General features: G+C 63.3%; 17 protein-coding genes. 3 read left to right on the forward strand and 14 right to left on the reverse strand.

Features of this window, described 5'->3' with window-relative positions:
• Window positions 1-72: 72 nt before the first annotated feature.
• Both ACAX43_RS20075 and fetB read left to right on the forward strand, forming a co-directional pair.
• On the forward strand, window positions 73-783 hold the full coding sequence (locus ACAX43_RS20075) for an ATP-binding cassette domain-containing protein (protein WP_370710337.1): 711 nt from the start codon (window positions 73-75) through the stop codon (window positions 781-783).
• Window positions 780-1,586: an iron export ABC transporter permease subunit FetB gene (gene fetB / locus ACAX43_RS20080; RefSeq protein WP_370710164.1), complete on the forward strand. Its 807-nt coding sequence runs from the start codon at window positions 780-782 to the stop codon at window positions 1,584-1,586. Before ACAX43_RS20075 ends, fetB begins: the two co-directional genes overlap by 4 nt.
• 87 nt (window positions 1,587-1,673) lie before the next feature.
• On the opposite strand, the gene ACAX43_RS20085 is transcribed toward fetB, so the two are convergent.
• From ACAX43_RS20085 to ACAX43_RS20110, 6 genes are all read right to left on the reverse strand, one after another.
• Window positions 1,674-2,237, reverse strand: coding sequence for a DUF6013 family protein (locus ACAX43_RS20085; protein ID WP_370710165.1), 564 nt, complete (start codon window positions 2,235-2,237; stop codon window positions 1,674-1,676).
• A gap of 370 nt (window positions 2,238-2,607) precedes the next feature.
• Window positions 2,608-3,624, reverse strand: coding sequence for a zinc-binding alcohol dehydrogenase family protein (locus ACAX43_RS20090; protein ID WP_370710166.1), 1,017 nt, complete (start codon window positions 3,622-3,624; stop codon window positions 2,608-2,610).
• Between the two features lie 289 nt (window positions 3,625-3,913).
• Complete coding sequence (locus tag ACAX43_RS20095; RefSeq protein WP_370710167.1) at window positions 3,914-4,216, reverse strand: hypothetical protein; 303 nt, start codon at window positions 4,214-4,216, stop codon at window positions 3,914-3,916.
• Window positions 4,217-4,258: 42 nt separating this feature from the next.
• The gene (gene ligD, locus ACAX43_RS20100; RefSeq protein WP_370710168.1) at window positions 4,259-7,123 is read right to left on the reverse strand and encodes a DNA ligase D; all 2,865 of its coding nucleotides are present in this window, start codon (window positions 7,121-7,123) and stop codon (window positions 4,259-4,261) included.
• A 55-nt stretch (window positions 7,124-7,178) separates the two neighbouring features.
• Window positions 7,179-8,165, reverse strand: coding sequence for a Ku protein (locus ACAX43_RS20105; protein WP_370710169.1), 987 nt, complete (start codon window positions 8,163-8,165; stop codon window positions 7,179-7,181).
• Between the two features lie 146 nt (window positions 8,166-8,311).
• Complete coding sequence (locus ACAX43_RS20110; protein WP_370710170.1) at window positions 8,312-9,550, reverse strand: cytochrome P450; 1,239 nt, start codon at window positions 9,548-9,550, stop codon at window positions 8,312-8,314.
• A 291-nt stretch (window positions 9,551-9,841) separates the two neighbouring features.
• Here ACAX43_RS20110 and serB point away from each other — a divergent pair, with 291 nt between their 5' ends.
• Window positions 9,842-10,681 (forward strand): phosphoserine phosphatase SerB, encoded by an 840-nt coding sequence (serB, locus tag ACAX43_RS20115; protein ID WP_370710171.1) that lies wholly within the window; start codon window positions 9,842-9,844, stop codon window positions 10,679-10,681.
• A 51-nt stretch (window positions 10,682-10,732) separates the two neighbouring features.
• On the opposite strand, the gene ACAX43_RS20120 is transcribed toward serB, so the two are convergent.
• The 8 genes from ACAX43_RS20120 to ACAX43_RS20155 all read right to left on the reverse strand — a co-directional run bounded on the left by ACAX43_RS20120 (window position 10,733) and on the right by ACAX43_RS20155 (window position 18,249).
• Window positions 10,733-10,864 (reverse strand): hypothetical protein, encoded by a 132-nt coding sequence (locus tag ACAX43_RS20120; protein ID WP_370710172.1) that lies wholly within the window; start codon window positions 10,862-10,864, stop codon window positions 10,733-10,735.
• Between the two features lie 49 nt (window positions 10,865-10,913).
• Complete coding sequence (locus tag ACAX43_RS20125; protein WP_370710173.1) at window positions 10,914-11,363, reverse strand: hypothetical protein; 450 nt, start codon at window positions 11,361-11,363, stop codon at window positions 10,914-10,916.
• Between the two features lie 180 nt (window positions 11,364-11,543).
• Entirely contained in the window at window positions 11,544-12,728 is a 1,185-nt protein-coding gene (locus ACAX43_RS20130) for a cystathionine beta-lyase (RefSeq protein WP_370710174.1), read from the reverse strand.
• A gap of 44 nt (window positions 12,729-12,772) precedes the next feature.
• Window positions 12,773-13,456 (reverse strand): hypothetical protein, encoded by a 684-nt coding sequence (locus ACAX43_RS20135; RefSeq protein WP_370710175.1) that lies wholly within the window; start codon window positions 13,454-13,456, stop codon window positions 12,773-12,775.
• A gap of 51 nt (window positions 13,457-13,507) precedes the next feature.
• On the reverse strand, window positions 13,508-14,692 hold the full coding sequence (gene bktB / locus ACAX43_RS20140; protein WP_370710176.1) for a beta-ketothiolase BktB: 1,185 nt from the start codon (window positions 14,690-14,692) through the stop codon (window positions 13,508-13,510).
• A gap of 77 nt (window positions 14,693-14,769) precedes the next feature.
• A complete protein-coding gene (locus tag ACAX43_RS20145) occupies window positions 14,770-15,729 on the reverse strand; it encodes a sugar kinase (protein ID WP_370710338.1) in 960 nt (319 codons plus the stop codon).
• Window positions 15,730-15,768: 39 nt separating this feature from the next.
• Window positions 15,769-17,145 carry a 30S ribosomal protein S12 methylthiotransferase RimO gene (rimO, locus tag ACAX43_RS20150; protein ID WP_370710177.1) on the reverse strand — a complete coding sequence of 459 codons (1,377 nt, stop codon included), beginning with the start codon at window positions 17,143-17,145 and terminating at the stop codon, window positions 15,769-15,771.
• Between the two features lie 81 nt (window positions 17,146-17,226).
• Window positions 17,227-18,249: a tRNA dihydrouridine synthase gene (locus ACAX43_RS20155; protein ID WP_370710178.1), complete on the reverse strand. Its 1,023-nt coding sequence runs from the start codon at window positions 18,247-18,249 to the stop codon at window positions 17,227-17,229.
• Window positions 18,250-18,278: the final 29 nt, after the last annotated feature.

Genomic DNA, 18,278 nt, shown 5'->3' on the forward strand with positions numbered 1-18,278 from the left:
CCTGCAATGGAAATGTCATTGAATGTCAAAGCGACCTTCGAATTCACGCAGAACTCCACCACGCTCCCACTCATGACCGATGTTCCCTTCGTTCTTGCCGACGGCATCGTCCGGCGCGATGCATTGCGCGGGCAACCGTTGCTACAGCCCACCACTTTCGCCCTGCGCGCCGGCGACCGCGTCGCGATCACCGGCCCGTCGGGCTCGGGCAAGAGCGTGTTTCTGCGCGCACTCGCCCTGCTCGATCCGCTCGATGCGGGACGCGTCATGTGGCACGGCGAGTCTGTCGAGCGCGCCATCATTCCGCGCTACCGGCGCAACGTCGCGTATATCCGGCAACGGCCCGCGCTACTCGACGGCAGCGTCGAAGACAATCTGCGTTACCCGTTCGAATTGCGAACCTATCGCGACGTGCGCTTCGATCGCGCGCGCGCAGTGAGCCTCGCCGCTCAGGCCGGCCGCGGCGACGATTTTCTCGACAAGCGCGCGAGCGAGTTGTCCGGCGGCGAGGCGCAGATCACCGCACTGATCCGCGTGCTGCAACTCGCACCCGAAGTGCTGCTGCTCGACGAACCCACCGCCTCGCTCGACCCTGAATCGTCGCGTGCGATCGAGGGTCTGGTGCATGCGTGGTTCGATGCCGACCCCGGCCGGCACGCCTCGATGTGGGTGTCGCACGATCCGGCGCAAGCCGCGCGCATGAGCGAGCGGCGCCTGACGATGCGCGCCGGTGTGCTCGACGAATCCGCGGCGGCGCCCGCGCCTCAGGAGCTCGGCCAATGACCTTGCAAAACCTGAGTCTCTGGGACGTCGCGATCGCCGCGTTGTTGATCGTGGTGAACGGCGTGGTGTCGGTGGCGCTCAAGCTGGACCTCGAACGCAAGCTCGCGTGGGCGGCGGTGCGCACTGTCGTGCAGTTGCTGGCGATCGGCTATGTGCTCGGCTGGGTGTTTCACTACGACCACTGGTTCGTGGTTCTGCCCCTGATGATCGTGATGACGCTGATCGCCGGCTTCGCGGGCGCACAGCGCGGCAGCCGCACGTATGCGGGGCAACGGGTGGACAGTGTGCTGTCGATCTGGGTCAGTTCGTGGCTGGTGGCCGCGGTCGGCCTGTTCGTCGTGATCCGCATTCACCCGTGGTACGAGCCGCAGTATGCGATTCCGATTCTCGGCATGATCCTCGGTAATACGCTGACGGGCGTGTCGCTCGGCATCGAACGGATGACCGAGGAATTGACCGCGCGGCGCGACCGCGTCGACATGGCGCTCGCGCTCGGCGCGACCCGTTGGGAAGCGGCACAGGCGCCGGCGCGTCAGGCCGTGCGCGCGGGCATGATGCCGACGTTGAATCAGATGGCCGTGGTCGGCGTGGTGAGTTTGCCCGGCATGATGACCGGGCAGGTGCTGGCCGGGCAGTCGCCGTTGCAGGCAGTGCGCTATCAGATCGTGATCATGTTCCTGATTGCCGCTTCGTCAGCGTTGGGGACGGTGGGCGCGGTGCTGCTCACGTATCGGCGGCTGTTCTCGGCGGAGCATCGGTTTCTGTCGGCGCGGCTGGTGGAGCGGGCTACGGCGAGGCGTTGAATCATGCCATCAACGATCCAGCCGGCAGCACCGGCTGGCGAACAGCCGCTGCCGCCGAAGCATCACGCACGACTCACCGCGCAAGTTTCAACGCTTCGCGGTAACCGCCACTTCCGTGCCGTCATTGAGCGTCAGCGTTTTCGTACTGCCGTTGGTCGGCATCGTAAAACGCAGAATCTGGCTGAAGATCATGTCGTTCGGACACTTGAGCGTTTTGCCGCCGCTCGTGACTGTCTTCACGCCGTGCGGCATCTGCGCCTGGAAGCTCATTTGCACGGTCGCGGTACCGTCACCGGCAACGACCGGCGCAAAGCGGATCTGCGTCTGGCGAATCATCGCGCCGTTGGTGTCGACCGGCAGCGACGAATAATTCGGACAGGTATTCGCCGCGGGCACAGGGCCGCCCGGGGGCACCGTCTTCCACGTGAAGTCGTCCGATTCGCCGGAGCGGATCGTGCGCGTTTCCTGTGAATTGCCGAACTGTTTCGACGTGACGCGGACCGTGTAGCGGATCGGACCGTCGAGGGCGGACTGCGACGTCACCGTGATCGGCGTGGCCGCATGGGCCACCGGCACGAGCATGCCGGACGCCAGGGCGCAAGCGAGAGAAGCGACAACTGAAACGGCGGAGAGTTTGAAGCTGGAGCTCATACTGTCACCTCGTTGTTGTGCCGCTGCGCGCTCGCTTAAGCACGACTGCCTGTGCACCATCTGACTGATGCCTGATTGGTACCGGGCCCGACGACGCGAGACACGCAACTGTTTTAGCGTGATGCCCCATCAGTCTAACGCCAAGCGGCGCGGCGCGCGCTGCCCGCGAATCGGGAGTTAACCCGCTTGCGGTGAGGTGCTTTCTGCGCGTGCGAGGTGTCAGGACTGCGCGAGGGCGCACTACGCCGCGCTGCTACAAAACACCGCCATACCGCGCCGGACTTCACAGTTTGATGCGTATTCAATGAAGATGGCCGGCGCCGCATTGCTGCGACGCCGGCCATGTAAGCTCGATCGAATCGTGCGCGGTTTAGAAGCCCGTCAGCACCAGCTTGCCGATCGCGCGCCCCGCTTCGAGCAATTGATGCGCGCGGCGCAGATTCTCCGCGTTGATCTTGCCGAGGTCCTGTCCGACCGTCGTGCGCAACGTGCCCGCATCGACCAGACGCGCCACTTCGGTCAGCAACTTGTGCTGCTCGATCATGTCCGGCGTGCCGAACATCGAACGCGTGAACATGAATTCCCAGTGGAACGCGGCGCTTTTCGCCTTCAGCAGTTCGACCGGCACCGGCTTGCCGTTTTCGACGATCGAGCAAATGCCGCCCTGCGGCTTGATGACTTCGGCGGTCGCCGGGAAGTTCTTGTCGGTGTCGTTGAAGATCAGCACGTAATCGACCTGGTCGATGCCGAGCTTTTTCAACTGCGCAGGCATATCGCCGAAGTGATCGACGATGTGATCCGCACCCAACTCCGTCGCCCACTTCGCGGATTCTGGACGCGAAGCGGTCGCGATCACCTTCAGCTTGGCCAGTTGCCTCGCCAACTGGATGCCGATCGAGCCGACCCCACCCGCGCCGCCGACGATCAGTACCGAGCGGCCTTCGTCCGCGCCTTGCGGCGAGACGCCGAGGCGATCGAACAACGCTTCCCAGGCGGTGATCGCGGTCAACGGCAGCGCGGCCGCGTGCGTGAAATCGAGCGACGCCGGCTTGCGCCCCACAATGCGCTCGTCGACCAGATGGAACTCACTATTAGCGCCCGGCCGCGTGATGCTGCCCGCGTAAAACACCGGATCGCCGACCTTGAACAGCGTGACGTCCGGCCCGACCGCCACCACCGTGCCGGCGGCGTCCCAACCCAGCACGCGCGGCGTTTTCTCAACGGTGTCTTTCGGAGCACGCACTTTGGTGTCGACCGGATTGACGGAGATGGCTTCGACCTTCACCAGCAGGTCGCGGCCGGCGGCTTCCGGTTTAGGGATGTCGACATCGACCAGGGCTTCGGCTTGATCGATCGGCAAGTAGCGATAGAGACCTACGGCTTTCATCACAGCTCCTTTTTATTCAGATGAGGTTGATTGAACGGCGCTCGCTGCAGACGGCGGCTTGCGCGTCGTCTGCAGCGAGCGCAAAAACCGTCATATTCACTGAAACATCTTCTTGAATTTCAGAATAGTGGCGCGCTCTGCCCGGCGCACGCCCGGCGAGCGGGAGCGGCTCGACGCGGGAATCCCCGGTGGGCGTACTCCAGAATTCGACGCCGGCGGATCGGCGCCTGGCGTTGACCCGCCTTATTGGGACGCTGAGCCGCAATGATTCAGCCCACGCGGCGCGCCGTCAAGGCTTGCCGCGCCCGGCGCCGCCTGCCTTGCTGTCGGAATTGACGTCCGTATGCGCATCGTTCTGCGTCTTTTGCTGATACTCGTCACCGCCGCGGCGGTCCGTATCCTTCAAGCCGTGCTCGATGTCACTGTGCGCCTGCTTGCCGACGCCTCGCGGATTATCCTCGTGTTGCGATTCGGCGTTTTGATCGGTTTCGTGCGGCAGCGGCGCGGACGCTTCCTGCAGCGAACGCGGATGCTTTTCTGCATGCGGGTCGGCTTTTTTGTCGCCGTCCGACGATTGCGGTGAGGTCTTCATGGTTTGCTCCTTTTTCGTATGAACGAGGCCGCGGGATCGCGGTCACTCCGCTTCATCCAAACGTTTTTTCATGGCGGCCGTGATGCGCTGACGCGTCTTCGCATAGTCCGCCCATGGGTCGCGCTTCAGGTCTTCGAGGCGCTCGTGCACGTTTTCGATGGTCCATTGATCGCCGCTTGTCGTGGTGGCGACTTCGTCCCACGAAATTGGCACTGAAACACCCAGGCCCGGACGAGCGCGCGCCGAAAATGCGGCGACCGTGCTCGAACCGCGGTTGTTGCGCAGATAGTCGACAAAGATCTTCTGCTTGCGATTCTGCGCGCCCATCTTCGCGCTGAAGTACTTGGGCAGCGTGGTCGCCATATGCTGCGCGACGGCCTGGGAAAACGCTTTCACTTCGTCCCAGCCGGCGTGCTTCGCGAGCGGCACCACGACGTGGAATCCCTTGCCCCCGCTCGTCTTGCAGAACGAGGTGAGCCCGAGTTCTTCGAGCAGCGAGCGCGTCAGTTGCGCGGCCTCGATCATCCGCGCCCAACCCAGCGACGCATCGGGGTCGAGATCGAACACCATGCGATCGGGCTTTTCGATGTTCGACACCACGGCATTCCATGTGTGAAATTCGACCGTGCCCATTTGCGCGGCGCCGACCAGGGCCTTGAGCGTATCGACGGTAATCAGCGGAGGATGGCCGGCGTCGAGTCCGGGATGCTGCGTGACATTCGGAATCGACAGCTTCTGGCTGTGCTTCTGAAAAAACAACTCGCCGCCGATGTCCTCGGGTGCGCGCACCAGCGACACCGGCCGGTCCTGCAGATGCGGCAGCATCCAGTCGGCGACCGATTCGTAGTACTGCACGAGATCGATCTTGCGGGTGCCGGTGCTTTTGTCGATTACGCGGTCGGGATGGGATACGCGGACGCCGGCGATTTCGGCGGGCGTTGCAGCGGTTCTGGATTTCGTCGCAGGGATTTTTACTGCGGACGCTTTTGCTGCAGACGCGCTTGTGGCCGACGTCTTCGTTGCAGCGGCTTTCGTTGCAGCGGCTTTCGTTGCAGCAGTTTTCGTTGCAGCGGCTTTCGTTGCCCGCGTCTTCGTCACGGCCGTCTTCGCTGCGCTTTTACTCGCGGGCTCCGCTGCGGCACTGGACGCGGTCTTTTTCGCCGCACGTTTCTTCGGCGCGGCATCGGAAGCGGTATCGGTTTGCTCTTGCACGTCGGCTCCTTTGCGGGGTGCTTCCTTGACGATCTGCGGCGCCGGTTTGTCGTTGCGCAGACTCACGAACGACGCCTGGCGGACAATGCCGTCGCTCGTCCATTCGGCGAAATTGCATTCGCAGACCAGCACCGGGTCGACCCAATGCACCGGCGTACGGCTGCGCTCGCGCGGCGCGGAGGCGAACGGCATGCGCGTGGCTTTGTGCGCGTCGAGCGCCTTCTTGACGGCACGCAGTAACGCGGCGTCGAAGCCCGTGCCGACGCGCCCGGCGTATTGCAGTTTGCCTTTGCTGTCGTAGACGCCGAGCAGCAGTGCGCCAAACGCCGCGCGGCTACCCGAAGGCTCCGAATAGCCGCCGATCACGAACTCCTGACGGCGCCGGCACTTCAATTTGATCCACGCCGTCGAGCGCCCTGACGTGTAGCCGCTATCGCGCCGTTTGCCGATGATGCCTTCCAGCGCCATGTCGCACGCGCTCTTCAGCAGATCGTCGGCGCTGAACGCGAAGTCGTTCGAAAAGCGCAACACACCGTCGTCGGCGCCATCCAACAAGGCGCGCAAAATCGCGCGGCGTTGTTCGAGCGGCACGCCGCGTAAGTCGTACCCGTTCAGGAACGGAATGTCGAACAGATAGATGACAATGTCCTGCGGGCGGTTCGAGTCGAACGCGTTCTGCAGCGCCTGAAAGTTCGGCACGTCGTTTTTATCGAGCACCACGGCTTCGCCATCGAGCCATGCGCTTTCGATACCGAGGTGTTCGAACGACTTCACCTGCTTGCTGAACTTCCCGGTCCAGTCGTTGCCCGCGCGGGTGAATACCTTGACCGCGCTGGCCTTTGCCTTTCGATCGATGCGGGCCAGTATCCGGTAGCCGTCGAACTTGATTTCGTACGACCAGTCGTCGCCGGGTGGCGCGGCGTCGACGAGGGTCGCCAGTTGAGGTTTGAAGGTAGCGGGCAACGTGGCTTTGACCGCGCCTTCGATCGATGGCGACGCGGCCAGTTCGCGCAGCGATTGCGTGCTGCGCGTCGCCACGATGTCGGTTTTCTTCGGGTCGGCGCGGCCTGATGAAGTGGCCTTCGCGCTCGTGCCCGCCGATGCGCTGGCGTCCAGTACGCTGCCCGGGCGCTTCTTCAGAATGTCGTATTCGCTCTCGTCGCGGGCCTCGTCGTCGCGCTCCTTGATCAACAACCATTGCTCTTTGTCGCCGCTGCCGCGCATATGGCTGCGCACCAGCGTCCAGCCGCCGTGCAGCTTTTCGCCAAAAAGTCTGAATTTGAGCTTGCCGGCCTTGTAGGATCGGGCCGCCTCGGCCGCGCCGCCGGTCGGCTCCCACCTGCCGCGATCCCACACGATGACCGTTCCCGCGCCATAGTTGCCAGGCGGGATCTCGCCTTCGAAAGAGCCATATTCGACTGGATGATCCTCGACATGCACCGCGAGCCGTTTCACCGACGGGTCGAGACTCGGCCCTTTGGGCACCGCCCACGACAGTAACGTGCCGTTCAGTTCGAGCCGAAAGTCGTAATGCAGGTGCCGCGCGTCGTGCTCCTGAATCACGTAAGACAGCGCCTCACTCGATTCGCGCGCCGCGGTTTTGCGGCTGGCTTTCTTACGCGCGGCCGCGCCCGACGGTTCCGGCGTTTCGTCAAAGCGGCGTTTGCGGTTATAGAGATCGAGCCTTTCGTTCATGGAGTAGAACTCGTCGCGGGTCGAGGTGCCACGGTGTTATCTATCAGGCGAGCGATCAGGCAGCCGCACGTCGTTTGCGTGCCGGCGCCGCCTTGGCACTGGCGCCGCCGCTGCCACCCCCGCTGCGGGCGGTAGTCGCCGAGCGCGCCGCGCGCGGTTTCTTGCGGGCTGGCGCGGCCGTTTCGGACTCGGCGTCCTCTTCATCGTCCTTGGCATTCTTGCGCGCGCCCGCCGCGGGCTTGCTTTTGCCGCGGCCGAGGCTGCGTTTGAGCAAGTCGGACAGATCGAGAATGTCGGCGGATTGACGCGACTCGCGCGGTGCTTCGACTTCGGTGATTTCTTCCGTCTTACCCGCGCGAATCTTGCGATCGACCAGCGTCATGATGTCGTCGCGGAACGTGTCGTGATATTGCGACGGATCCCAGGTGTCGCTCATGTCCGCGATCAGCTTTTTCGCCATGTCGAGTTCTCGCGCGGTGACGCCGGCCGCTTTCACACCTTCAGCCGGCAGCTTGAATTCGTCGAAGTCGCGCACCTCGGCGGCCCAGCGCAGCGTGTTCAACGCCAGCATCGGCCCCACCGGGATCAAGGCGGCGAGATGCTGCTTGTTGTGCAGCACGACGCTCGCCACGCCGATCTTGCCAGACGCTTTCAACGCTTCGCGCAACAGCGCGTACACCTTTTCGCCCTTGCGGTCGGGCGTCAGGAAGTACGGCGTGTCGAGATAGAGGAACGAGATGTCGGGTGCGTCGACGAACGCGAGGATATCGACCGTTTGTGTCGACTCGGGATTGGCCGCGCGAATCTCGTCGTCCGAGAGAACGACGTACTTGTCCTTTTCGTACTCGAAGCCGCGCACGATGTTCTCGCGCGTCACATCCTTGCCGGTGCGCTTGTTGATCTGCTTGTAGCCGATCGGATCGATCGTGCGCTTATCCAGCAGATTGAAGCCGACTTTCTCCGACTGCGTCGCCGGGTACAGCTGGACCGGTACGTGGACGAGGCCGAAGCTGATTGCGCCCTTCCAGATCATGTGTGCCATCGTGCGCTCCCCTGGGCCTAGGACCTTCGGTGAAGCAGCAAGCGTGCCACGGGTTACACGCTACGGCTGGCGCGGCACCGTGCTGGGCACCGCAGGCGTCGGCTGTAAGTCTTGCGTGATGTCGGCAAAAGATACGGTGCCTGGCGCTACGCCGGTTCGAGTTCGACCGGCACCGTTGCGAAGCCGCGAAACCGCACGCGGCCGCCGCGCGTCGGCTCGCCATCAAGCCGATACCCCGGAAAACGCCGCACGAAGCGTCCGATGGCGATGCGCGCCTCGAGTCGCGCGAGCGACAGCCCCGCGCACTGATGGATGCCGAAGCCGAACGCCAGATGCCGGTTCGGATCGCGGCGGATGTCGAAGCGGTCCGGTTCCGCGAACTGCTCGGGGTCGCGATTGGCGGCGCCGATGCACAGCGTGACGGGCGTGCCGCGTGCCACCGCGACGCCGCCGATCGCCGTGTCGACGGTTGCCATCCGGTTACCCAGTTGATTCGAACTCTCGAAGCGCAAACACTCCTCGACCGCCGACTCGATCAGCGACGGCTCGCGCAGCAACGCGGCGCGCTGCTCCGGCCAGCCGGTCAGCGTAACGAGACCGTTGCCGATCAGATTGGTCGTGGTCTCATGACCGGCGTTCAGGATAAAGATGCAGTTTTGCAGCAGTTCCGCTTCCGACAACTGTTCGCCCCCCTCTTCGCCCTGGATCAGACGCGTCAATACGTCATGCTGCGGGTCGCCGGATTCGCGCCGGCGCCGCGCCACCAGATCGCGCAAATAACCGACGAATTCACTGACCGCGCGGTTTCCCCGTTCGAGTTGCGCCTCGTTCAACGACGGCTCGAGCGCGCCGAGTATCGCCAGCGACCAGTCGCGCAACGGCTCGCGCTCCGCGTGCGGCACGTCCAGCAGATTGCCGATAATTTCGACCGGAATCGCCGACGCAAACTCGCCGATCAGATCGATCCGGCCACGCACGGCGGCAGCATCGAGCAAGCCATCGACAAGGCGGATCAGTCCAGGCTCCATTGCCGCGATTGCACGCGCCGTCAGCGCGCCGGCGATCAGTTTGCGCACCCGCGTGTGACGCGGCGGATCGTTGAAGACGAGACTGGTCGTGTGATGGGTGTAGAGCGGCGAGTCGCCGTACTTCGGCTTGAATTCGACGGTCTTGTCCGAACTGAAGGTTTTCGGGTCACGGTAGACCGCCTGCACGTCGCGAAAACGCGTCAGAAAGACGGAGCCGTCGGGCATGCGCTTCACGGGCTCCAGGCTACGCAGCGCGTGGTAGACCGGATACGGGTCGGCATAGAACGAGGGGTTCAGGTGGCGCAGGTCGAAGTCGCGCGCAAGGTTGGACGCGTCGCAGGCGGTCGCCGGGGTCATTGCTTGTCTCCGTGGTGGCGCGCCTCGTTGCTTGAGCCAGTGCGTGCCGTATGCGGCAAACCGTGCGCCTTGTGGGCGCGACGGGCTCCATGGGCTCAATGGCTGCGGGGCGTCGTTCGATGCGCCAGTATGAACTGGGCGCGGGATGATTGCACTGCAGATTGCACGGCGAATTACAAGGTGAATTGCTCAGCGTATTGCATGGCGAGCGGCAGGTCGTCGAACCGTTACAATAACGGGATTTTCCGCGCGCGCCGCGCGCCTGTCCTATTCTGCGTCAATGCGTCGTCCATGAACCTCGTCATCCAAAGCCCCGCGCCCCTTTCCGCCGACCACCACAAAACGCTTGTCGCACTCGCGCGCGGCTCGCATGCCACCGTCATCGACGCGAACGCGCTTCGCATCAATGACGCAAACATTGCGCAGCGCGCCGATCTCGAGGTCTACTGCGGCACGCATCAACTGGACTACGCGTTTGTCGAACCGGGCAGGCAGTTGCGCGACTTCGGACTCGTCGCGATGGACATGGACTCGACGCTGATCACAATCGAATGCATCGACGAGATCGCGGACTTCTGCGGGCTGAAAGCAGAAGTGGCGGCGATCACCGAAGCGTCGATGCGTGGCGAAATCAAGGACTTCAACGAAAGCTTGACGCGCCGGGTGGCACTGCTCAAGGGACTCGACGCCGGCGCGCTCGAACGCGTTTATGAAGAGCGGCTGCAACTCTCGCCGGGCGCGGAACAGATGCTGGCGGGCGCGCAAGCGGCGGGTTTGAAAACGCTGCTGGTGTCGGGCGGATTCACGTTCTTCACGGAAAAGCTGAAGGCCCGGCTCGGCCTCGATTTCACGCGCGCGAACACGCTCGACATCGTGGACGGAAAGTTGACCGGCAAGGTAATCGGCGAGATCGTGAACGCCGACGTGAAGGCGCGCACGCTGCGCGAGACATGCGCCCAACTGGGCATCGAGCCGACCCATGCGATTGCAATGGGCGACGGTTCGAACGATCTGAAGATGATGGCCGCTGCAGGGCTATCTGTTGCGTTTCGCGCGAAGCCGGTGGTGCGCGAAGCGGCCAGCGTGGCGTTCAATTATGTTGGACTGGACGGATTGTTGCGGTTGTTTTGAAGCTTTAAATTGCACAGGCCGGCGCAATGACGGCCTGCGGTGACGTAGGTGTCATTTCTTCAGAAAGGCTATCAAGAACACCACGGACATGTAAGCCGCAACCACGCCTATCACGACATTAGCCCACTTCGCAACACGCGCGAAATTTTCGTCAGATTCCAGAAACGTGAATATTTTTTGCATGAGTGCCTCCTTTAGCGGATCAGTATAAGTGCTGCACTATCTAAAAAAGCTAAATCATGCATACGTGTAGGATTACAAACAGAACGGCAGCAACGGAGGTCGCAAAAATAGAAGTGCCGATTGCTACCCGCGACAACGACCCGGTAACGAACCGTGCCTGCCTATTGCGAGCAATCGTGCTCGCCCGATCGTGATGTGCATTGACCAAGGCTGACATCACGACAATGGAACAGGAAAACGCCAGCATGCAGAATCCGACAATGGCGGACTCCAAGACCGGCACCTCGCCACTTCCTCGTTCCAGCGCCGTCACCGCCTCATATACCGCGGCCGCACACAATCCGATCGCACACCAGAACAGTTGGCCGTCTTTCACCGATGCGGTGATCAACGCCCTTGCGACGCGCCAGCCGTGCGTGGGTGCGACGAGCGCTAGCGTAAAGATCGGGCCGATGATCGGCACGCCAAGATTCAGCAACATCCAGAAAAATAGATTCATCGAAGCTCACCATAGTGCGGCAACCGTTAGTCAGGATGTGCACGATCGTAGCGTCGAGATCCGGCGTCGAACATTCGGCCGAATGGTTAGGTTTACTGGCTATATTGACAAAATAAAAAAGCCCACCGGAAACGTATCCCGATGGGCTTACCTGCCCTTCAACAAACCGCTCTTAGGCGCTTATCCCAGCGCCACCAGACTCTGCTCGATATCCGCACGCAAATCGGCCTCTTCTTCCAGGCCGATATAGAACCTCACCAACGTCCCGCGATGCGGCCATTGCCCTGTGGTGCGCATCGAGGCAACGTTGTACGGCATCGCGAGACTGTGCGCGCCGCCCCAGCTCCAGCCGAGCGAAAAAAGCTCGAGCGACTCGCAGAACGTATCGATCTGCGCCGCGCTGTAGCGTCCGTCGAACACGACGGAGAACAGCCCACCCGCGCCCGTGAAGTCGCGCTTGTAAAACTCATGGCCCGGACAGTCGGGCAGCGCCGGGTGCAGCACCGCGGCAATTTCCGGACGCGTCTTCAGCCACTTGGCGAGCCCGAGCGCCGCGCGGTCATGCTGTTCGAAGCGCAGTTGCATGGTCGGGAGGCTACGCAGAATCAGCGAACAGTCGTCCGCCGAGACGCCGATACCCATGCGCATGCGCACCGCCTTCAGTTTCAGATGCAACTCGCGATCAACAGTGATCGTCGCGCCCATCAACACGTCGCCGCCGCCTGACTGGTATTTGGTCAGCGCCTGCACCGAGATATCGACGCCGTGGTCGAACGGGCGGAAGCCGAGCCCTGCGGACCATGTGTTGTCGATCGCCGTGACGACGTTGCGCGCGCGCGCCGCTGCGGTAATGGCGGGCACGTCGGCCACTTCCATCGTCACCGAACCCGGTGCTTCGAGCCAGATCAGGCGCGTGTTCGGCCGGATCAGATCCGCGATGCCCGCGCCGATCATCGGATCGTAGTAACGCGCCGTGATGCCGAAATCGCGCGCCAGCCAGTCGCCATGATCCCGGTTCGGCGAATAGACGTTATCGGGAATCAGCACGTCGTCGCCGGCCTTGACGAGGCCGAAATACACATTCGAAATCGACGACAACCCCGACGGCTGCAACAGCGCGTGATTGCCGCCTTCGATGGTGGCAAGCCGCTGCGCCAGCGCGAGCGACGTCGGCGTGGCGTGCAGGCCGTAGCGCCACTGCGCGTCGTTTTTCCAGTCGAGTGCGCGCATCGTCGCGAGATTGGGGAACACGACCGTCGAAGCCCGTGTCACCGGCATCGAAAACGATTCGAAGCCTGGCGTGAGCCGGTCCTCCGGGCGCACGATGCAGGTTTGCAGACCACGTTTGAGTTTGGATTGGGTCATGGTGAATGTAGGTAAGAAACGGACCGCACAGGCGGTGGATTGGATTACTCGCCGGTTTGCAAGTTGCTAATTCCGCCGACGGCGTGGCGACTGCCCGTCGCCGAGGCGGGTGTTGCTGCGCCGCCGGCAGACGAATGCGGCGCGCCCGCGGCCTTGTTGGCCGCCGCAGCGGCACCGCCACCAGCCGCAGCAGCAGGCACGGCCTGCCCCGCTGCCAGCGGCTTCAGATCGAACGCTTGCGGGTCGGAATCGTCGACATTCATCCGCTCGCCCGCCACCGAACCATCAGCGGCAAACTTGCCGACCCAGTTGCCGGTGATATGCGTGCCGTCGTTCGATTCCTCGACTTCGAGCGTATCGCCGTCGCGGTCGCCCGCGATCAGAATGACCTCGCCGGTATCGGTGTACTGATACTCGCCATGCACGCCGGCCGGATCGTCCGTTTTAGCGCCCAACCGCAGCACGATCTGACGCGAGCCCAGCAGGCCGGCATAGCGCGGAAACTTCGCGAATTCGGGGCTCGGTTTGAGGGGCAACTGAATTGGCGGGGGTGCCGCCAGTTCCTTGACCGCGTCGCTTTCCGCCCATGCCTGCGTCGGCAATACGGCCCCCGTGCCGACACACAGCAGCAATGCGACCGCACTCACTACGCCTCGAAGGCAGTCCCCCTGGGGGACTGCCCAACCGCGCCGACGCATTGCACCCTTCATCGCTTTCGATTCCTGCATCCGTTTCGTCCTTGTTACCTGAACCTGGTCAATACCCGTTCGCGGCCGGCCTCAGATCCGTTCGAAGATCGCCGCGATACCCTGACCGCCGCCGATACACATCGTCACCAGCGCATAACGGCCGCCCACCCGTTGCAGTTCGTACAGCGCCTTCACCGTGATCAGTGCGCCAGTTGCGCCGATCGGGTGGCCAAGCGAGATACCCGAGCCGTTCGGATTCACCTTGGCCGGATCAAAGCCGAGTTCCTTGCTGACCGCGCACGCCTGAGCGGCAAACGCTTCGTTCGCTTCGATCACGTCCAGATCGGCGACCGTCAGGCCGGCGCGCTCGAGCGCCTTGCGCGTTGCCGGCACCGGGCCGATGCCCATGTACGCCGGATCGACACCGGCATGCGCGTACGCAACCAGCCGAGCCAGCGGCTTGATGCCGCGCTGTTCAGCAACACTGCGCTCCATCAGCACGACCGCTGCGGCGGCATCGTTGATGCCTGACGCGTTGCCGGCCGTCACCGTGCCGTTTTCCTTCGCGAACACCGGCTTCAACTTCGAGAAGTCTTCGACCGTTGCATTCATTCGCGCATGCTCATCCGTGTCGAATACGACGTCGCCCTTCTTCGACGGGATCGTGATCGGCAGGATCTGTTCCTTGAAATAGCCGCTCGTGATCGCGTTAGCCGCGCGGCGGTGCGATTCGAGGGCGAGCGCATCCTGCGTTTCGCGCGAGATGTCGTATTTGCGCGCGACGTTTTCGGCGGTCACGCCCATATGGATCGACTGGAACGGGTCGTTGAGCGCGCCGACCATCATGTCGACGAGACGCGCGTCGCCCATGCGCTGGCCGAAGCGCGCAGCCGGCATGGAGTAAGGCGCGCGGCTCATGTTTTCCGCGCCACCGCCGATCGCGATGTCGGCGTCGCCGAGCAGCACGCTTTGCGCGGCAGAGACGATTGCCTGCAAGCCCGAACCGCACAACCGGTTCACGGTCAATGCAGGCGCATGTTGCGCGACGCCGCCGTTGATCGCGGCCACGCGCGCCAGGTACATGTCTTTCGGTTCGGTATGGACGACGTTGCCGAACACCACATGGCCGACGTCGTCGCCCGACACATTCGCGCGCGCCAGCGCTTCACGCACGACGCGTGCGCCCAGGTCGGTCGGTGGAAAGTCCTTCAGACTGCCGCCAAAACCACCGATTGCCGTACGCACGCCGCTTACCACCACGACTTCCCGTTGCATCGCTCGCTCCTCTCTTAGTCTCTAAAGATAAATCTTGTCCTGGCGGACGGCGGCCTACGCGTGGCAGCGCGCAGCTGTCAGCCCGCCAGGACGTGTTCGACCGTCGCTCGCGAAGGGATCGGCGCGACCGCGCCGTAGCCTTGCGTGGACAGCGCCGCGGCGACGTTCGCATAACGCGCCGCCTCAAAAGGATCGTCACCGGCGACGATGCGCGCGATGAACGCACCGCCGAAGCAGTCGCCCGCGCCGGTTGCATCGACGGCATTGACCACGTGGCCGGGCACGACGCGCCGTTCGTCAGGCGTGGCGATGTACGAGCCTTCCTTGCCGAGCTTGAGCGCGACCACACGCGGACCCTGCGACAGCAGGAAATCCACGATCTCGTCACGCCCCGTCAGGCCAGTGAGTTCGGTGACGTCATCCCAGCTCGGCAGGCAGATGTCAGTTTGACGAATGGCTTCGAGCATTACCGCGCGCGCCCTCGCGAGCGGCCACAGTTTTAACCGCAGATTGGTATCGAAGCTCACGCGCACGCCGTTCGCTCGAGCATGCCCGATCGCCGCCAACGCTGCGTCGCAGGCGCTCAGGCTGATCGCGAGGCTGATGCCGGACAGATGAATGACCTTGGCCGCGGCAATCGCATCGAGCGGCAGGTCGTGCGGCGCGTACCGGCTCGCGGCCGAGCCGGCGCGCAGGTAGTCGAACGCGTGACCTGCCGGACCGTGCGAAACGAAATAGACGCCGGTGGGCGCGTGCGGATCGACCCGCACGAGCGAGGTGTCCACCTGCTCACGTTCCCACAGATCGATCAACAGATGCCCGAAATGGTCGCTGCCGACGGCGGACACGAAACCGGTCTTCGCGCCCTGCCGCGCCGCTGCGATGCAGAAGTTCGACGTGTCGCCGCCGAAGCCCTGCAGATAGTTCGGCTGATCTTTCGCCGACTGGTTGAATTCAATCATCGCCTCGCCGAGCGCGAGGATTTCCGGGGGCCGGCTTTCCGGGGGCCGGCCTTCCGGGTGCTGGCCACCCGGCATGGAAGCTGCCGGCGCACCGGCCATGCTCACCGTCATCGTTTAGACCTCGCCCCACAGGTCGTGGCCGTCGGCGCCGGTGATCTTCACCGACACGAAATCGCCGACCTTGTAGCGCCTGGACGCCTTGGTGGCCGGTGCGATATACACGACACCGTCGATCTCGGGCGCGTCCGCCGCAGTGCGGCCGATGCCGCCGTCGGCATTGATCTCGTCCACCAGCACCTTCAGCGTCTTGCCAACCTTCTTCGCGATGCGCCTGGCTGACACTTCCTCGGCCACTTCCATGAAACGCGCGCGGCGTTCTTCACGCACTTCGTCGGGCAACGCGCCGTCGAGTTCGTTCGCGCTCGCGCCTTCCACCGGCGAGTAAGCAAAGCAGCCGACCCGATCCAGCTCCGCCTCGCGGATGAAGTCGAGCAGCGTCTGGAATTGCGCTTCGGTCTCGCCCGGGAAACCGGCGATGAAGGTGCTGCGAATCGTCAGATCCGGGCACATTTCGCGCCATGCCTTCACGCGCTCCATCACCTTTTCGGCATTGGCCGGACGCTTCATGCGCTTCAACACTTCCGGATGCGCGTGCTGGAACGGCACGTCGAGATACGGCAACACGTGGCCCTTGAACGGACCTTCGGCCATCATCGGAATCACTTCGTCGACGCTCGGATACGGATACACGTAGTGCAGGCGCACCCATGCGCCGTATTGCGCCGCGAGTTCGCCAAGCGCGCCGACCAGATCGGTCATGCGCGTCTTGATCGGCTTGCCATTCCAGAAGCCAGTGCGGTACTTGACGTCAACGCCGTACGCGCTCGTGTCCTGCGAAATCACCAGCAGTTCCTTCACGCCGGACTTGAACAGGTTCTCAGCTTCGAGCATCACGTCGGCGACCGGGCGCGACACGAGGTCGCCGCGCATCGACGGGATGATGCAGAACGTGCAGCGATGGTTGCAGCCTTCGGAAATTTTCAGGTACGCGTAGTGGCGCGGCGTGAGCTTGATGCCTGCAGCCGGCACCAGATCGACGAACGGATCGTGCGGCTTCGGCAGATGGTTGTGCACCGCTTGCATCACTTCGCCGAGCGCATGCGGGCCGGTCACGGCCAGCACCTTCGGATGGACCTCTTCGATCAGCCCCCCGCCGCTCGCGCTCTTCTTCGCGCCGAGACAGCCGGTGACGATCACCTTGCCGTTTTCGCTGAGCGCTTCGCCGATCGCGTCGAGGCTTTCCTGCACGGCTTCGTCGATGAAACCGCAAGTGTTGACGACCACGAGGTCCGCGCCGTCATAGGTGCCCGAGATCTCGTAACCTTCAGCGCGCAGCTGCGTGATGATCTGTTCGGAGTCGACGAGCGCTTTGGGGCAACCAAGCGAGACAAAGCCGACCTTCGGCGTGGTAATCGGGGGGGTGGCAGACATGGGGAACCGCTTGAAGACGTTAAACCTCGAATTGTAGCGGTTCGGCAGAGCCGACGCTCGTAAGTCTTTGAATTCTTGTCTTCAAACGGTGGCGACGTCTGCCCGATCGAGCCGGCCGGGGGCTGCGGATCGATGTGCCGGTAGTGCGCCGTTGAACGCGAGGGCACGCTCTATCACCTCTAGAATTTCGCGCGAATCATGCAAGCGCCGGATAGCTGCGTGCAGCTCGACAGCTTGCGGCCAGGTTCGCTTCAGATAGCTGAGCCACATTTTGACGCGTCCGTGTTCGTGGCGGGATGCGACACGGGCTTGCAGTTTCTTCAGGTAGTCGAAGATATGACGCAGCACGAGCGGCCATTCCTCGCCGGATGGGGATCGGTCCATCAGTCCGCGTATGCGCAGGGCCAGAAAAGGGTCCGATACGGCGCCCCGCCCAATCATCACGTCCGCACAGCCGCTAACAGCCCGGCACCGCTCCCAGTCGGCCACCGTCCAGACTTCTCCGTTGGCAATGACCGGCACGTCCACGGCGGCGTCGATGTGCGCGATCCACTCCCAGTGGGCCGGCGGCCGGTAGCCGTGATCACGTGTTCTCGCATGCACGACGAGGGAGGCCGCGCCGCCTTCGGCCAGCGCCGTGGCGCAGTCGATCGCGAGCGAGGTGTCGGATACGCCAAGCCGCATTTTTGCTGTCACGGCAATGCCGGCAGGCACCGCCGCGCGAACGGACGAGACGATCCGGTTCAGCTGTTCGGGGTGCGCCAGCAACATCGCCCCGCCACCGTGCCGGTTGACAACCTTGGCGGGACAGCCGAAGTTCAGGTCGAGTCCATGCGGCGACAAACGAGCCGCCTGGGCGGCATTCAGCGCCATCCATTCAGGATCGCTCCCCAGAAGCTGGATCACCATCGGCGTGCCGCCAGGTGTGCGGCCGCCGTGGAGGACTTCCGGTGTGTCCCTCTCGTAGACACGCTCGGGAAGCACGGAGCCCGTCACCCTGACAAACTCGGACACACACCCGTCGAATCCGCCCGAGCGGGTCAACGCGTCGCGCAGGACGTAGTCCGCAAGCCCTTCCATGGGCGCAAGAAACAGCCGGCTCATGCGAAAGCGGCGCTTAAGCTGTTTTTGCG

Source organism: Paraburkholderia sp. IW21 (assembly GCF_041321145.1).
Lineage (GTDB): Bacteria > Pseudomonadota > Gammaproteobacteria > Burkholderiales > Burkholderiaceae > Paraburkholderia.

Bases quoted from the DNA above. Each gene is read 5' to 3' on its own strand.
- ACAX43_RS20075 (WP_370710337.1), top strand. From the start codon at position 73: ATGACCGATGTTCCCTTCGTTCTTGCCGACGGCATCGTCCGGCGCGAT.
- fetB (WP_370710164.1), top strand. From the start codon at position 780: ATGACCTTGCAAAACCTGAGTCTCTGGGACGTCGCGATCGCCGCGTTG.
- ACAX43_RS20085 (WP_370710165.1), bottom strand. From the start codon at position 2,237: ATGAGCTCCAGCTTCAAACTCTCCGCCGTTTCAGTTGTCGCTTCTCTC.
- ACAX43_RS20090 (WP_370710166.1), bottom strand. From the start codon at position 3,624: ATGAAAGCCGTAGGTCTCTATCGCTACTTGCCGATCGATCAAGCCGAA.
- ACAX43_RS20095 (WP_370710167.1), bottom strand. From the start codon at position 4,216: ATGAAGACCTCACCGCAATCGTCGGACGGCGACAAAAAAGCCGACCCG.
- ligD (WP_370710168.1), bottom strand. From the start codon at position 7,123: ATGAACGAAAGGCTCGATCTCTATAACCGCAAACGCCGCTTTGACGAA.
- ACAX43_RS20105 (WP_370710169.1), bottom strand. From the start codon at position 8,165: ATGGCACACATGATCTGGAAGGGCGCAATCAGCTTCGGCCTCGTCCAC.
- ACAX43_RS20110 (WP_370710170.1), bottom strand. From the start codon at position 9,550: ATGACCCCGGCGACCGCCTGCGACGCGTCCAACCTTGCGCGCGACTTC.
- serB (WP_370710171.1), top strand. From the start codon at position 9,842: ATGAACCTCGTCATCCAAAGCCCCGCGCCCCTTTCCGCCGACCACCAC.
- ACAX43_RS20120 (WP_370710172.1), bottom strand. From the start codon at position 10,864: ATGCAAAAAATATTCACGTTTCTGGAATCTGACGAAAATTTCGCGCGT.
- ACAX43_RS20125 (WP_370710173.1), bottom strand. From the start codon at position 11,363: ATGAATCTATTTTTCTGGATGTTGCTGAATCTTGGCGTGCCGATCATC.
- ACAX43_RS20130 (WP_370710174.1), bottom strand. From the start codon at position 12,728: ATGACCCAATCCAAACTCAAACGTGGTCTGCAAACCTGCATCGTGCGC.
- ACAX43_RS20135 (WP_370710175.1), bottom strand. From the start codon at position 13,456: ATGCAGGAATCGAAAGCGATGAAGGGTGCAATGCGTCGGCGCGGTTGG.
- bktB (WP_370710176.1), bottom strand. From the start codon at position 14,692: ATGCAACGGGAAGTCGTGGTGGTAAGCGGCGTGCGTACGGCAATCGGT.
- ACAX43_RS20145 (WP_370710338.1), bottom strand. From the start codon at position 15,729: ATGCCGGGTGGCCAGCACCCGGAAGGCCGGCCCCCGGAAAGCCGGCCC.
- rimO (WP_370710177.1), bottom strand. From the start codon at position 17,145: ATGTCTGCCACCCCCCCGATTACCACGCCGAAGGTCGGCTTTGTCTCG.
- ACAX43_RS20155 (WP_370710178.1), bottom strand. From the start codon at position 18,249: ATGAGCCGGCTGTTTCTTGCGCCCATGGAAGGGCTTGCGGACTACGTC.